Source organism: Albimonas donghaensis, assembly GCF_900106695.1.
Classification (GTDB): domain Bacteria; phylum Pseudomonadota; class Alphaproteobacteria; order Rhodobacterales; family Rhodobacteraceae; genus Albimonas; species Albimonas donghaensis.
The window spans coordinates 1,077,150-1,091,826 of the sequence record NZ_FNMZ01000001.1; the positions used below are offsets into that span (position 1 = coordinate 1,077,150).

The 14,677-nt window shown below is 70.8% G+C and carries 8 protein-coding genes; 2 read left to right on the forward strand and 6 right to left on the reverse strand.

Annotation, left to right across the window (positions count from 1 at the left end):
- Positions 1-60: 60 nt before the first annotated feature.
- The 4 genes from cimA to BLV24_RS04505 all read right to left on the reverse strand — a co-directional run bounded on the left by cimA (position 61) and on the right by BLV24_RS04505 (position 7,920).
- On the reverse strand, positions 61-1,734 hold the full coding sequence (gene cimA / locus BLV24_RS04490) for a citramalate synthase (RefSeq protein ID WP_092679904.1): 1,674 nt from the start codon (positions 1,732-1,734) through the stop codon (positions 61-63).
- On the reverse strand, positions 1,731-3,197 hold the full coding sequence (gene cysS / locus BLV24_RS04495; protein ID WP_092679905.1) for a cysteine--tRNA ligase: 1,467 nt from the start codon (positions 3,195-3,197) through the stop codon (positions 1,731-1,733). The genes cimA and cysS overlap by 4 nt, the downstream gene beginning before the upstream one ends.
- A gap of 392 nt (positions 3,198-3,589) precedes the next feature.
- The gene (locus tag BLV24_RS04500) at positions 3,590-5,704 is read right to left on the reverse strand and encodes a putative bifunctional diguanylate cyclase/phosphodiesterase (protein WP_092679906.1); all 2,115 of its coding nucleotides are present in this window, start codon (positions 5,702-5,704) and stop codon (positions 3,590-3,592) included.
- Entirely contained in the window at positions 5,701-7,920 is a 2,220-nt protein-coding gene (locus BLV24_RS04505) for a putative bifunctional diguanylate cyclase/phosphodiesterase (RefSeq protein ID WP_092679907.1), read from the reverse strand. The genes BLV24_RS04500 and BLV24_RS04505 overlap by 4 nt, the downstream gene beginning before the upstream one ends.
- Positions 7,921-8,254: 334 nt before the next feature.
- Between BLV24_RS04505 and BLV24_RS04510 the strand changes: the two genes are divergently transcribed.
- Both BLV24_RS04510 and BLV24_RS04515 read left to right on the forward strand, forming a co-directional pair.
- The gene (locus tag BLV24_RS04510) at positions 8,255-9,355 is read left to right on the forward strand and encodes an NADH:flavin oxidoreductase (protein WP_092679908.1); all 1,101 of its coding nucleotides are present in this window, start codon (positions 8,255-8,257) and stop codon (positions 9,353-9,355) included.
- Positions 9,356-9,681: 326 nt separating this feature from the next.
- Positions 9,682-10,422: a VPLPA-CTERM sorting domain-containing protein gene (locus BLV24_RS04515; protein ID WP_092679909.1), complete on the forward strand. Its 741-nt coding sequence runs from the start codon at positions 9,682-9,684 to the stop codon at positions 10,420-10,422.
- A 52-nt stretch (positions 10,423-10,474) separates the two neighbouring features.
- Here BLV24_RS04515 and BLV24_RS04520 read toward each other — a convergent pair whose 3' ends face one another.
- On the reverse strand, positions 10,475-13,546 hold the full coding sequence (locus BLV24_RS04520) for an efflux RND transporter permease subunit (protein ID WP_092679910.1): 3,072 nt from the start codon (positions 13,544-13,546) through the stop codon (positions 10,475-10,477).
- Positions 13,547-13,559: 13 nt separating this feature from the next.
- Positions 13,560-14,603 carry an efflux RND transporter periplasmic adaptor subunit gene (locus BLV24_RS04525; RefSeq protein WP_245710379.1) on the reverse strand — a complete coding sequence of 348 codons (1,044 nt, stop codon included), beginning with the start codon at positions 14,601-14,603 and terminating at the stop codon, positions 13,560-13,562.
- Positions 14,604-14,677 lie beyond the last annotated feature (74 nt).

Sequence of the window (14,677 nt, forward strand, 5' to 3'; positions counted from 1 at the left end):
GGCTCGGCGAATGGAGAACGGCGCGGGCCCCTCCCCCCGGCGCGCGGAGGGAGGGCCGCGTCACTCGGCGGGGACCGCGGCCGCGGGCGCGGGCGCCCTGCCCGGCAGCACGGCGGCGTCGGCCCCGTCGCGGATCAGCTTCCAGGTGATCGCGTCGAGCAGCGCCTGGAAGCTCGCGTCCACGATATTGGGCGAAACGCCCACCGTGGACCAGCGCCGGCCCTCGGCATCGGTGGAGTCGATGAGCACGCGGGTCACCGCCTCGGTCCCGCCCGAGGTGATGCGGACCTTGAAATCGACCAGCTTCAGATCCTCGATATAGGACTGGTAACGGCCGAGATCCTTGGCCAGCGCCTTGGACAGCGCGTTGACCGGGCCGTGATCGGCGTCCGACGCCGCGTCGCGGGATTCGGACACGGAAAGCAGGCGCTCCCCGTCCACCACGCAGACCACCACCGCCTCGGAGACGGTGATCGCGTCGCCGCGCGCGTTGATCCGCTTCTCGACGGTCACGCGGTAGCGCTCCACGTCGAAGAAGCGCGGCAGCAGGCCGAGTTCGCGCCGCGCCAGCAGTTCGAACGAGGCCTGGGCGCCGTCATAGGCGTAGCCCTGATCCTCGCGCCGCTTCACCTCGTCGAGGATATTGGCGAGCCGCGCGTCCCCCTTCTCCACCGCGATGCCCATGTCGATGAGGCGCGAGCGCAGGTTGGACTGGCCGGCCTGGTTGGACATCGGCACCACGCGCTCGTTGCCCACGGTCTCGGGGGGGACATGCTCGTAGGTCTTGGGGTCCTTGAGGATCGCGGAGGCGTGCAGCCCCGCCTTGTGGGTGAAGGCGGCGGCGCCGACATAGGGCGCGTGGCGGTTGGGCGCGCGGTTGAGGATCTCGTCCAGCATCTTGGAGGCGCGGGCGAGCTTGGGCAGGTCCGCGGCCTTCACGTTGGTGGAGAAGCGGTCCTTGTAGGGCGCCTTGAGCAGCAGCGTGGGGATCAGCGAGGTGAGGTTGGCGTTGCCGCAACGCTCCCCCAACCCGTTGAGCGTGCCCTGGATCTGGCGCGCGCCGGCGTCGATGGCGGCGAGGCTGCCGGCCACCGCCATGCCGGTGTCGTCATGGCAGTGGATGCCGACCTTCGATCCGGGGATGCGGGCGCAGACGGCGGCGACGATCTCCCCGATCTCGGCCGGCAGGGTCCCGCCATTGGTGTCGCAGAGCACGACCCAGGAGGCCCCGCCTTCCAGCGCCGCGTCGAGACAGGACAGGGCGTAGTCCGGGTTCGCCTTGTAGCCGTCGAAGAAATGCTCGGCGTCGAACAGCGCCTCCCGGCCCAGCGCGGTGAGATGGGCGAAGCTGTCGCGGATGGCGTCGCGGTTCTCGGCCAGCTCGACCCCCAGCGCGGTTTTCACATGGTAGTCGTGGGTCTTGCCGACGAGGCACACGGTGGGAGTGCCGGCGTTGATCACCGCCGCCAGCACGTCGTCATTCTCCGCCGAGCGGCCGACGCGCTTGGTCATGCCGAAGGCGGTGAAGGCGGCGCGGGCGAGCCGCGGCGGCGCGGCGAAGAAGTCGCTGTCGGTCGGGTTCGCGCCCGGCCAGCCGCCCTCCACATAGTCGAGCCCCAGCGCGTCGAGCGCGCGGGCGATGCGGTGCTTGTCCTCGGCCGAGAAATCCACGCCGGCGGTCTGCTGGCCGTCGCGCAGGGTGGTGTCGAAAAGGGTCAGCGTCTCGCGGGTCATGTCAGGTCCTCCAGGCGGGTCCTGTCGAAGCCGGCCCCGCGCTCGGCGGTGGTCCCGGCCTTGGTGGTCTGCACGATCAGACCAGCGGCGTCGAGGGCGGCGCGGATGCGGTCGGCCTCGGCGTAGTTCCTGTCGGCCCGCGCGGCGTCGAGGCGGGCGCAGGCGGCGTCGATGCGGGCGTCGTCGCCGTCGCCATCCGCCGCGGTCTCCAGCGCGAAGCCCAGCCAGCGGGCGGTTTCGACGGCGGGGCGCAGGGTCTCGATATCGGTCTCGGCGGGGTTGATCGCCTCGGAGGCCAGCGCGTGCAGGGCCGCGAGCGCGCCATGGGTATCGAGGTCGTCGCGCAGCCGCTCCAGCACCGAGGCGTGGGGGACCAGCGGGTCGGGCGCGACCATGCCGGCGCGACGATAGCGGTCGGCGAGCCGGTTGAGGCGGTTGAGCGCGGCGCGGGCCTGCTCGACCCGGTCCTCCGTCCAGTCCAGTTCGTCCCGGTAATGGGCGTTGAGCAGGATGTAGCGGATCACATCGCCCGACATCTCGGCCCGCTTGTCATGGACGGTGAAGAAATTGCCGAGCGATTTCGACATCTTGCGGCCGTCGACGCGGATCATGCCATTGTGCATCCAGACCTCGGCGAAGCCGTGGTCGGGGTCGGCGCAGCAGGACTGGGCGCGCTCGTTCTCGTGATGCGGGAACAGCAGGTCGGAGCCGCCGCCATGGATGTCGAAATCGGTCCCCAGCAGGGCCTTGGCCATGGCGGAGCACTCGATATGCCAGCCGGGGCGGCCGCGGCCCCAGGGGGAGGGCCAGCCGGGCTGGGTCTCGGTCGAGGGCTTCCAGAGCACGAAGTCCATCGGGTGTTTCTTGTAGGGGGCGACCTCGACCCGGGCGCCGGCGATCATGTCCTCGGTGTCCCGGCCCGAAAGCGCGCCGTAGCCGGGGAAGGAGCCGACGTCGAACAGCACGTGGCCCTCCGCCTCATAGGCGTGGCCGCGGGCGACGAGGGTCTCGATCATCGCGACCATCTCGGGGACATAGGCGGTGGCGCGGGGTTCGTCGTCGGGGATGGCGACGCCCAGCGCGGCCATGTCCTCGTGATACCAGGCGATGGTCTCTTCGGTGACGCGGGCGATGGCGTCGAGGGGGGCGAGGTCGGGGAAACGCTCGGCCGCGCGGTCGTTGATCTTGTCCTCGACGTCGGTGAAGTTGCGCACGAAGCGGACCTGGCCGGGATAGGTCAGGGCGAGCAGGCGGCGCAGGACGTCGAAGACCACCGCCGGGCGGGCGTTGCCGATATGGGCGCGGTCATAGACCGTGGGGCCGCAGAGATAGACGCCGACGCGGCGGTCGGCGGCCGGGATCGCGGGCTCGGCGCGCCAGTCGCGGGGGATGAAGGCGGCGAGCTCCCCGGTGGCGGAGTTCCGCAGGCGGATCGGGTGGCTGTCTTGGATCGGAGCGGTCATCGGGCTCGGCCTTCGTGGAAAGAGTCGCGTTCGGGCGCCGCGGGCGGGCCGGTCGACTTTTCCTGGGAACTGGAAAGGCTGAGCGCCGCCGCGGACTGGTGTCAGCGGGTAATGCAGATCCGGATGATGCGGAACATGGCGGTCATGCGCGGGCTTATGCCGATTTCGAGGCGGCATGGCAAGGGCCGGTTGCTGGCGCGGCGGACTCCGGCGGGCGGGGCGGCGGATCGGGCCGCGGGGCTGCGGGCGGCGCGCAAGGCCGCGCGTCGACCCGCGCGAGAGCGGCGACGCGGGCGCCCGCGCGGCGTGGAGGCGTCACCGAGGATCCGGACGTCCCCCTCGATCCGCGGCGCGCGGCTTTCCCCGGCGCGGGGCGAGCGGCGGGGGGCGCATCATCCCGTGGCCCCGGAATCGGACCGGGACGCGCCCGCGGCGGCGGCGGCGGCGGCGAGGCGCGCTTCCTCCCGCGTGATCAGCTTGGCGGCTTCGGCGGCCTGCATGGGGCGGCCGAAGAGATAGCCCTGCGCCTCTCTGCAGCCGAAGCGGCGCAGGGCGGCGAGATGGGTTTCCTCCGACACCCCTTCGGCCAGGACCGGGATGCCCAGCGCCCTGGCCTGAAGCAGCGTCGCCTCCACCATCGCGAGGGCCTGCGGGTCCGAGAGCATCCCGTCCACGAAGGCGCGGTCGATCTTGAGCCGGTCGAAGGGGAAGCTGCGCAGCGCGTGCATCGAGGCCAGGCCGGCGCCGTAATCGTCCATCGCCACCCGCACGCCGAGGCGCTTGAGGCCCTGCATCACCTCCAGCAGACGCTCGTGATCGGCGACGAGGCTCGCTTCGGTGACTTCCAGCTCCAGCAATTCGGGGGCGAGGCCGGAGGCGAGCAGCGCGTCCTGCACCGTCTCCACATAGTCGGGCTGGGCGAGCTGGAGGGGCGAGACGTTGACGGAGACCCGGTAGCCTCCCCGGGCGCCGCCCCGGCAGTTCTCGGGCCAGCCGGCGGCGATCCGGCAGGCCTCCTGCAACACCCAGGCGCCGAGGTCGCGGATCAGGCCGGTCGCCTCGGCCACCGGGATGAATTCATCGGGCGCGACCAGGCCGCGGGAGGGATGGCGCCAGCGGACCAGCGCCTCGAACCCGGTGACGCCGCCGGAGCCGAGATCGGCCTGGGGCTGGAAATGCAGTTCGAACCGATCCTCGCGCAGGGCGTCGCGCAGCTCCATCGCCAGGGCTGAGCGGGCGCGGCTGGCCTCGTCCATGCGGCCTTCGTAGAAGCGGACCGGGTCCTGGGGGTCGTCCTTGGCGCGGTAGAGCGCGAGATCGGCGCGGTTGAACAGGGCCTCGGACTCCTGCGCGTCATCAGGCAGAAAGGCGATGCCGGCGGCGCAGTCGACGGCCAGCGCCAGCCCTTCCCATTCCACCGGCCTGGCGATGGCGGCGCGCAGGCGGGCGGCGAAGGCCAGCGCATCCTCGCGCCGGGCGATGGCGGTCTTGAAGGCCACGAATTCGTCGCCGCCGGTGCGGGCCAGGAATTCGCCGGGGCCGAGCGTGTCCCGCAAGGCCGCGGCGATGCCCCTGAGCAGCGCGTCGCCGGCGGCATGGCCATGCACGTCGTTGACCGGCTTGAAGCGGTTGAGGTCGATGCAGACCAGGGCCAGCCGCGCCCCGAGCGCGCCGCTGGCGGCGATCGCCTCTTCCAGCGACTCGCGCAGGTGGGCGCGGTTGGGCAGGCCGGTGAGCGTGTCGTGCAGCGCCAGATGTCGGTAGCGGGCGCGGGCGTCGCGGGTGGCGGACTGGTCGATGGCGAAGATCGCGGCGCCCAGCACCAGCATCATCGCGGCGACCGCGATCACCACCATCGACAGCGCGCCGGCCTCCGTCATGCCCGGAGGCGGCTGCCCCGCCTCCCCCGGAATCACGTCCACGGCGAGAAGGGACAGGGGCACCTGCACGATCATCGACACCCCGAAGACCACCACCGCCTCAAGCCCCGCCCGGTTGCGGTTTCCATAGACCATGCGCGAGGTGGCGATGCCCGACACCGCCATGGTCCAGACATAGGTGACGACCACGAGGTCGGGATGCCAGTGGACCTCCCCCGCCGCATGGGTGGCGATCGCTCCGGCGAAATGCACGCTGGCCGAGACGAACCCGATCAGCGCCCCGATCAGGTAGCCCGCCCATTTGCCGAGCGGCAGCACCGAGAACCAGACGGCGCCGGTGCAGGCGAGGCTGCCGGCCAGCAGCGCCAGCAGCACGATGGCCGGATCGTAGACCTGGGGGATCTCGGGCGCCACGGCGAGGCGGGCGAGCATATGCAGCTCCCACACCGTCGCCCCGGTGGCGACGCCGGTGAGCAGAAGCCACCAGCGGCGCCGGTCCACCGGCTCCGACCAGATGCGCATGTAGAAGCGGACGGCGAGCGCCGCGCACAATACGCCGACCACCACCGCCAGAGCGGCCAGGCCCATGTCGAACGTCGCCGCGGCCCCGTGAGTAGGAAAGATCATGCCGAGTTCCGGGCTGCTCCGCCCCGCCCCGAACCGGACGGCGCGGATGTGAGTTCCGCTGAATCAGGCGCCGCCGCCGGCCGGGCCGCGGCGTCCGGACCGGGATCGGTCCCGGGCGCCGCGATCGACCCGCGTTCTGCGACGGGCGCGGCGATGGGCCCGGAGACGGGTCCGGGGCGGTCCGCGTCGATCGCCGCGCGGCCCGCGAGCTCGGCGGCGGGGACCGGGCGGCCGAAGAGAAAGCCCTGCCCTTCCCTGCACCCCTCCGCCTCCAGGATCCGGCGGCCGGCCTCGGTGGTCACCCCCTCGGCCAGCACCGGGATGCCGAGCGCCCGGCCCAGCATCAGGGTGGAGCGCACGATAGCGGTGGATTGCGGGTCGGAGCCGAGCGTCTCGATGAATTCCCGGTCGATCTTGATCTTGTCGAAGGGGAAGTTCCGCAGCGCGGCGAGCGAGGCGTAGCCGGCCCCGTAGTCGTCCATCGCCACCCGCACGCCGAGCGTCTTCAGCGCCGCCATCACCGCGCGCAGCTGGGCGTGATCCTCGATCATGCTGGCCTCGGTCAGCTCGATCTCCAGCCGCTCGGGCGCGAGGCCGGAAGCGATCAGGGCGTCGCCCACCTGCTCCACGAAATCGGACTGGGAGAGCTGGCGGGGCGAGACGTTGACCGCGATGCGCAGCGACGGGTCCCATCCCGCGGCTTCCCGGCAGGCGGCGTGAAGCACCCAGGTCCCGATATCCCGAATCAGGCCGGTGCGCTCGGCCACCCCGATGAAGGCGTCGGGGCCGAGCAGGCCGCGGGTCGGATGACGCCAGCGGATCAGCGCCTCATACCCCGTCACGGCCCCGTCGGAGAGCAGGGTCTGGGGCTGGTAATGCAGCTCGAACGCATCGGAATCCAGCGCCGCGCGCAGCTCCATCGCCAGGGCCGAACGGTCGCGCTGCGCCTCGTCCATGCGGCGGTCGTAGAGGCGGATGGCGTCTCCCGCCTCCTCCTTCGCCCGGTAAAGCGCGAGGTCCATGCGGCTGAGCAGGGTCTCGGCCTCCTGCCCGTCGCGGGGGAAGAGCGCGACCCCGAAGCTCGCCCCCACCGACAACGCCGAGCCCTGGAATTCCACGGGGGCGGAGGTGGCGCGGGCGAGGCGGCGGGCGAAGTCCAGGGCCTCCTCCTCCGTCGCGCCGGGCTTGAGGGCGATGAACTCGTCGCCCCCGGTGCGCGCGAAAAGCTCCCCCGGTTCCAGCAACGGCTCCGCCGCCCGGGCGATGCCGCAGAGCAGCGCGTCCCCCGCGGCATGACCATGCACGTCGTTGACCGGCTTGAACCGGTCGAGGTCCACGCCGATCACCGCCAGTCCCGGCGAGGCCCCGTCGCGCGCGCCGGTCAGCGCGTCCTCCAGCGCGGTCATGAGAAAGGCGCGGTTGGGCAGCCCGGTCAGCGGATCGTGCAGGGCGAGATGCTGATAGCGGTTCTCGGCCTCCTGCTTCAGGGAGTCGCCGATCATCGCGAATGCGAAGGTCGCCGCGGTCACGATCGCGCACACCGCCATCACCAGGAACCCCAGCGGCGCCGGCTGCATCAGCCCCTTCGGCAGTTCCACGTCGGGGTCGGGCGCCAGCGAGACCGACGCGATGGCGATGGCGATCGCGCCCGGAATCGCGAGTCCGAGAATAGACCGCCCCAGCCGGGGATGACGCCAACGCATGGGCCCGGCATTGAACAGCGCGGCGAGGCCGAACAGCATCGGCGCCAGGACCAGGTTCGCGCCCACCAGCAACGGGTCGAGGATCACCTGCCCCTGCACGTCCAGCGACAACAGGACGGCGATGTTCACGCCGACCGCGGTCAGGCCCAGCGTCCCGCCCCTGACCAGCGCGCGCCAGGCCTCGGGGCGTCCCGACGGATCCAGCCGGAAGGCCACGGACATGATCGCCGCCGACACGCCCAGCGAGAAGATCACCGAGGACGGGTCGTAGCCGAAGGCCATGGGCGATCCGTCGGCGGGGTCGGTCCAGCGGAAACCGAGCACCACCAGCGTCTGCACCGCCCAGACGGTGACGCCGGCCAGCAGGCCCAGCATGGACATCCACAGCAGGCGCCGGGGGCCCTGCTCTTCGTTGACGCGGCTGATGAAGCGGCTGTTGATCAGGGCGATGGAAACGCCGACGAGCGCCGCCAAAAGGGCGATCCTGGGATCATATTGTTCCAGCCAGTTCATTTCGCTCGATTCCGCGCGCTAGGTCTTGGGCCTCCTGCGCTACTCGCTTCGGGTGAACAAACCGCAAAATTCCGGCGCGCGGCGCGCATGTCCCGGCCCGGCCGCGGCGCCCGCCCCACCCGCGGCGTGACAGAACGCAAGACAGGGCGCGCCGCGGGCCGGCATTTGACAGAGCGGCGCGGGCGTGACTGTCTCCGCGGCAAGCGGCGGGGCCCATCGCCCCGCGGACCTTCGCCCCTCGGCGCGCCGCCGGCCCCGAGAACGGCCCCGACCGGAACGGCCCCGACGACCACGACCCCGACCCCGACGACGCTCCCATCGCGTGAGGAACACCATGACGCCCTACGACCTGCTCGCCCAGCCGCTGACCCTGACCCGAGGCCCCGCCTGGAAAAACCGCTTCATGCTGGCCCCGCTGACCAACCGACAGAGCCACGCGGACGGCCGGCTGTCGGACGAGGAATACCGCTGGCTGACCATGCGCGCCGAAGGCGGGTTCGGCCTGACCATGACCTGCGCGGCGCATGTGCTGGAACAGGGCCAGGGCTTCGGCGGGCAGCTGGGGATCTTCTCGGACGATCACCTGGAAGGGCTGACCCGGCTTGCCGACGGGCTGCGGGCGGCGGGCTCGGTCAGCTCGGTGCAGCTGCATCACGCGGGCATCCGCTCCCCCAGGGAGCTGGTGGGCGACATCGTCGGCCCCTCCGACGACGCCGAGACCGGGGCGAGGGCCTTGTCCACCGCCGAGGTCGAGGCCGCCCGCGACGCCTTCATCGCCGGGGCGGTGCGGGCCGAGAAGGCCGGCTTCGACGGGGTCGAGGTGCATGGCGCGCATGGCTACCTGCTCTGCGCCTTCATGTCCCCCGAGCTGAACCGGCGCGAGGACCGCTACGGCGGCTCGCTGGAGAACCGCGCCCGGCTGACCTTCGAGATCGTCGACGGCATCCGCGCCGCCTGCGGGCCCGATTTCCAGCTGGGTCTGCGCCTGTCGATGGAGCGTTTCGGCCTGCGCTTCGACGAGCAGCTGGAGATCACCGCCGAGGTGCTGCGCCAGGGCGTGGTGGATTACCTCGACATGTCGCTCTGGGACGTGAAGAAGGAGCCCTCGGACCCCGATCACAAGGGCCGCACCATGATGGAGCGGCTGGCGGAGCTGCCCCGCGGCCAGGTGCGTCTGGGCGCGGCGGGCAAGATCATGTCCGCCCGCGACGCCGCCGACCTGCTGGCGGCGGGCTGCGATTACGCGGTGATCGGACGGGCCGCGATCCTGCGCCACGACTATCCCAACCGGGTGATGGCGGACGGGGCCTATGTCTCGCCCGCCACGCCGGTGAGCGAGGCGCATCTGGCGGCCGAGGGCCTGTCCCCGACCTTCGTGACCTACATGCGCAACTGGAAGGGGTTCGTGGAGGAGCCGGTCGAGGCGGCCTCCTGAGCCGACCGCCCCGGCGGCCCGACCGCCCTGCCCCGCCGCCGGCCTGTTTCGGGCCGGCGGCGACGGCGCGCGCCGCCGGCGCGTGAGCCCGACGGGACTTCGGCGCGGCCGGGATCGCCGGCCCCGAGCCAAAGCCCGAGCCCGAGCCAAAGCCCGTGCCGGAGCCAAAGCCGGAGCACGATCCCGACCCGCCTGATCCGGACGGCGCCCTGCGGGACCGGCGCCCCGCGCAGACCTCGCCGCATGTGGAATTGTTCACCGATCCGGGACAGCGGCTTCGCTACGCTGCGTCATCTCGCGATCGCGTCCTTTCCAGGAGGTCCCCCATGCCCCGCGCCCAAGTCCTCGCCGCGCCCCTGCTGCTCGCGCCCGTCCTGCTCATGCCCGCGGCCGCGCCCGCGCTGGACGTCACGTCCTATGACAACGGCCAGGTCCAGAACGACGGCGTCTCCTCCGCGACGAACACCAACATCATGACCGGCCGGAACGGGAGCGTGGAGCGGCGGAGCTACTTCCTGTTCGACCTGGGCGGGATCTCCGGAACGGTGACCGGCGCGTCGCTGTCCTTCGCCGCCGGCTCGGCCGCCGCCCCCGACACCGGGCTCTACTGGTCGTTCGACAGCTCCGAGATCCTGACGGCGTTTCAGGTGGACACCGCCCCCGACACGCTGGAGACGGCGCCGGGAAGCGTCGCGATCTTCAACGATCTCGGGTCGGGCGACGTCTTTGGCTCCGGCGCGACGAGCAGCGGCTACAACACCGACATGAACGCCTTCTCCTTCGCGCTGAACGGCACGGCGCTGGCGGATATCGAGGCGGCGCTGGGCGGCGAATTCGCTCTCGGCGGCGCCCTGTCGGACCTGTCGGGACAGGCCTTCGAGTCGATTTTCGCCAGCTCGTCCGGCGCAGGCCTGGCGACCCTGTCGCTGACCGTGGAGGCGAGCGACGTGCCCCTGCCCGCCGCCGCGCCCCTGCTGGCGGCCGGGCTGGGCGCGCTGGGCCTGACGGCGCGCCGGCGGCGGCGTCGCGCGGGCGCGGCGGCGCAGGAAGGGCCGCGGACAACGTGACCCCTCCCGCCCGGTCCCGCATGTTCCGGGCGGGCCCGGCGGAGGCCTGCCGTCAGTTCGCGAGCCCCCTGTCGCCCGCCGCGCTTTCGTCCGTCGCCGCGGCCTCCCGGGCGCGCCGCTCCGCGCCCGAGAACAGCACGTAGTAGAAAACCGGCGCCGCGATCAGCGTCAGGACGGTCGCGAAGGCGAGCCCCCCCATGATCGTCACCGCCATCGACTTGAAGAACGCGTCGGTGAGCAAGGGAATCATCCCCATGATCGTGGTCGCCGCGGCCAGCACGACGGGGCGCAGGCGCGACGTCGACGCCTCGATGATGGCGGCGAACAACGCCCGTCCCTCGCGGCGGACGATGTCGATCTCCTCGACCAGCACGATCCCGTTCTTGATCAGCATGCCGGACAGGCTGAGCAGGCCCAGAAGCGCCGTGAAGCTGAACGGGTATCCCGTCGCCAGCAGCCCGATCACGACGCCGTTCACCGACATCGGCACCAGCAGCCAGATGATCAGGGGCTGGCGCATCGCCATGAACAGCAGGACCGTGATGGCGAACATGATGAGAAAGCTCATCGGAAGCTGCCCGGCCAGCGAGGTCTGCGCGTCCAGCGAGCTTTCATACTCGCCGCCCCATTCCATCGCATAGCCCACCGGCAGCGGCATCGCCTCGATCGTCTCGACGATCTGGTTGCGCGCATCCGTGGCCGTCACATCGGCGGGAATGTTGCCGACGACGGTTATGGTCGGCAGGCGGTCGCGCCGGTGGATGCGCGTGTCCTGAACCTCGTAGGCGAAGCCGTCGACCACCTGGTCGAGCGGGACCAGCGCGCCCGCGCTTTCGGAAAAGATCACCTGATCCGAAATCGTGTAGCCCTCGTCGGGGCTGGTCCGCACCACGATCGGGATCTGGCGGTCGCCTTCGCGGAACACGCCGCCCGACACGCCGTCGGTCGCGAACAGCATCGCCGACGCCACGTCGTCCCGTTCGATGCCGGCGGTCTGCGCGCGGTCCGTCGCATAGAGCGGCTTGATGACCAGCTCCTGCTCCAGCCAGTCGGTGCGCACATGCTGGATCACCTCGGACGCCGCATTGATCCGGTCCATCGCCTCCTCGGCCAGGGCCCGCAGAACCGCGGGATCGCCGCCCGAAAAGCGCACCTCGATGGGATCGCCGCCGCCCGGCCCGAAGACCAGCCTGCGCGTGCGCAGCGTGCCGGCGGGCAAGGCGGTCGCCGCGAACGCCTCCAGTTCGGCGGCGAGCGCCGGAATGCTCTCCAGGTCAGTGGTGCGCACCAGCATGTGGCCGTAGCTGGAGTTCGCCTTTTCGGCCGAGTAGGTCAGGATGAAACGGCCCGCGCCCTGGCCCACGAAGGTGGCGACCGACTCGACCTCGTCGCGCTCCAGCAGCCAGGCCTCGACCACGGCGAGATCCGCGGAGGTGGTCCGGATCTCGGTCCCCTGCGGCAACTGGTAGTGGACCGGGAAGATCGGCGTGCTCGAATCCGGGAAGAACTGCTGCTTGATCGAGCCGAAGAGCATGAAGCAGGTCGCGGTGACGGCGCAGAGCCCGGGTATGACGACCCAGCGCCACCGCAGCGCGCCGCGCAGCGCCCCCGCATAGAGCCGGAAGAGCGGCCCGCCATAGGGGTCCGCATCGCCCACGCCGCCGCGTTTGAAGAAGTAATGCCCAAGCAGCGGCGTGACGGTCAGCGCCAGCGCCCAGGACAGCATCAGGGAGATCCCGATCACCGCGAAGAGCGAGAACAGGAACTCGCCGGTCGCGTCCGGGCTGAGCCCGATGCCGGCGAACGCCATGAGGCCGATGACGGTTGCGCCCAGAAGCGGGATCTGGGTCTTGCCCGCCGCCTCGTCCGCCGCCTCCCGCGAGGTCTTGCCCCGCTGCATGGCGATCTGCATGCCCTCGGCGACCACAAGCGCGTTGTCCACGAGCATGCCCATCGCGATGATCAGCGCGCCGAGCGAGATGCGCTCCAGCGAGAACGCGCCGAGATACATGAACAGCACCGTGCCGAGAACGGTCAGAACCAGCGTGCTGCCGACCACGATCGCCGCCCGCCACCCCATCGCCACCGCCAGCACGGCGATCACGATCGCGACCGACATCGCGACATTCACCACGAAGCCGTTCGAGGCCTCCTCGACCACCACATGCTGCTGGTAGATCGGGTTGAGCGTCACGCCCACCGGGATTTCGGGATCGATCTCGGCCAGCTTGGCGTCGACGCGCGCGCCGACGTCCACGATGTTCTCGGTCGACAGGCCGGCGACGCCCAGCGTGAAGGCCGCGACGCCGTTGTAGCGCACCAGCAGCGAGGGGTCCTCGGCCAGTCCACGATGGACTTCGGCGATGTCCCGCACGTTGATGACCTGGCCCTGGACCCCGACGGTCAGGCCCTCGATCTGGCTGATGCTGTCGGAACCGTCCGGACGTTGCAGCCGCGTGGGCCCGATCGAGCCCGCGTCCTGCACGGAATTGGCGCCGGCGATCGCCTCGATGATGATGCCCGGAGAGATGTTCTGGTTGGCCGCCAGCAGCAGGTCCGGTTCGACATAGATCACTTCGTCCGGAAGACCCGACACCTGCACGTCCGCCACGCCGTCGACCGCCAGGATCTCGCGGCGCAGGAAGGTGGCGAGGTCGTGGATCCCGGCGTTGGACAGCCCCTCCGCCGTCACCGCGAAATAGATGCCGAAGACATCGCCGAAGCCGTCGTCCACCACCGGCGTCCCGACGCCTTCCGGCAACGCGCGGGCGGCGTCGCGCACCTTGGCGCGGAGGTCGGTCCAGATCTCGGGCAGCGCGTCGCCGTCATAGGTCGACTTGATCTCGACCTCGATCAGCGAGGCGCCGGGCGCGTTGATGGAGGTGACGGTGTCCAGTTCGCCCATCTTCTGGATCGCCGATTCCAGGGGTTCGGAAACCTCCTCGGCGACCTCGGCGGCCGAGGCGCCGGGATACTGCGTCACGATCACGGCCTGCTTGATCGTGAAGCTCGGATCCTCAAGACGTCCGATGGAGGTGAACCCCCAGATCCCGCCCAGCAGGCAGGTCAGGATGATCATCCAGGTCAGGATCTGCTTGTCGATGGAAAGACGGGCGATGTTCATATCCGGCGGCCCCCTATCGACCGAAGGCCACGAAACGTCTCGCGTCCTGTCCGTCTTCCAATGCGGCGGCGCCCATCCCCACGATCTCGTCGCCCGCCTCGAGCCCGTCGAGCACCCGCATCCGGCCCGACGCCAGCGGTTCGACATCGACAATCACGCGCCGCAACCTGCCGATGTCCTTGCTCCCGGCCTCGGGCTCGAACAGGAACGCCGACAGCGCGCCGTCCGCGCCGGGCGTCAGCGCGGTCGCCGGCACCACCAGGTCGGACCGGTCGTCATGCAGCACCGCCAGGACCTTGACCGAGGAGCCGGGAAGAATGCGGAGCCCGTCGGGGGGCGCCATGCCGAATGTCAGCTTGAAGGTCTGGCCAATGTTCGAGCTTTCGGCGTTGAACTCCCGCAGTTCGAGCGGGAACACCCGGTTGCTCGCGGGGAACTGGGCGCTGACGGCCACATCGGGGTCGGCGCCCGCGCGCTGGAACAGGACCTCGGGCACGTCGATCTCGATCCGCAGCTCCGACATGTCATGCAGGCGCACGACCGGGGTTCCCGCGCTGATCGTCGTGAAGTTGTCCGTCATCCGTTCGGCGACCAGCGCATCGAAGGGGGCGAGCAGCGTCGCGTCGCGCAGGTCCTTCTGCGCGTTGCGCACCGCGACGTCGGCCAGCGACGCCTCCGTCACCGCGTCTTCCAGCGCGACTTCGCTCACCGACCCGCCCTGGAGCCGCCGGTAGCGCTCGACCATCCGATCGGACTGCGCCTTCTGAAGCTCCGCCTGCTCGAGCGCCAGCTCGAAGGTTTCGAGGTCGAGCTGCGCGACCATCCCGCCCTTCGGCGTCACCGACCCTTCGAGAGCGGGAAACGCGACGATCTGGCCCCCCACCTGAAAGGCGAGATCAACCGTCCGGCGCGCCGCCACCTTGCCGAAGAACGTGCGTTCGTTCCCGTCGTTCTCGGACATGACGGTCACAAGCTTGACCGGCTTGATCGCGTCCTGCGCCGCCGCATGCGACGCGACGGCGAGAGCGGAGACAAGCAGCATTGCGCAACGGTACATGCGATCAGTTCCTTCCGGGCAAGCGTGACTGCGCCATCCGCGTCCGCACCGGGCCGCCCGGCGTCGTGGCGAGC

Coding starts and splice junctions, on each gene's coding strand:
- BLV24_RS04515 (WP_092679909.1), top strand. CDS start 9,682: ATGCCCCGCGCCCAAGTCCTCGCCGCGCCCCTGCTGCTCGCGCCCGTC.
- cysS (WP_092679905.1), bottom strand. CDS start 3,197: ATGACCGCTCCGATCCAAGACAGCCACCCGATCCGCCTGCGGAACTCC.
- BLV24_RS04525 (WP_245710379.1), bottom strand. CDS start 14,603: ATGTACCGTTGCGCAATGCTGCTTGTCTCCGCTCTCGCCGTCGCGTCG.
- cimA (WP_092679904.1), bottom strand. CDS start 1,734: ATGACCCGCGAGACGCTGACCCTTTTCGACACCACCCTGCGCGACGGC.
- BLV24_RS04505 (WP_092679907.1), bottom strand. CDS start 7,920: ATGAACTGGCTGGAACAATATGATCCCAGGATCGCCCTTTTGGCGGCG.
- BLV24_RS04520 (WP_092679910.1), bottom strand. CDS start 13,546: ATGAACATCGCCCGTCTTTCCATCGACAAGCAGATCCTGACCTGGATG.
- BLV24_RS04500 (WP_092679906.1), bottom strand. CDS start 5,704: ATGATCTTTCCTACTCACGGGGCCGCGGCGACGTTCGACATGGGCCTG.
- BLV24_RS04510 (WP_092679908.1), top strand. CDS start 8,255: ATGACGCCCTACGACCTGCTCGCCCAGCCGCTGACCCTGACCCGAGGC.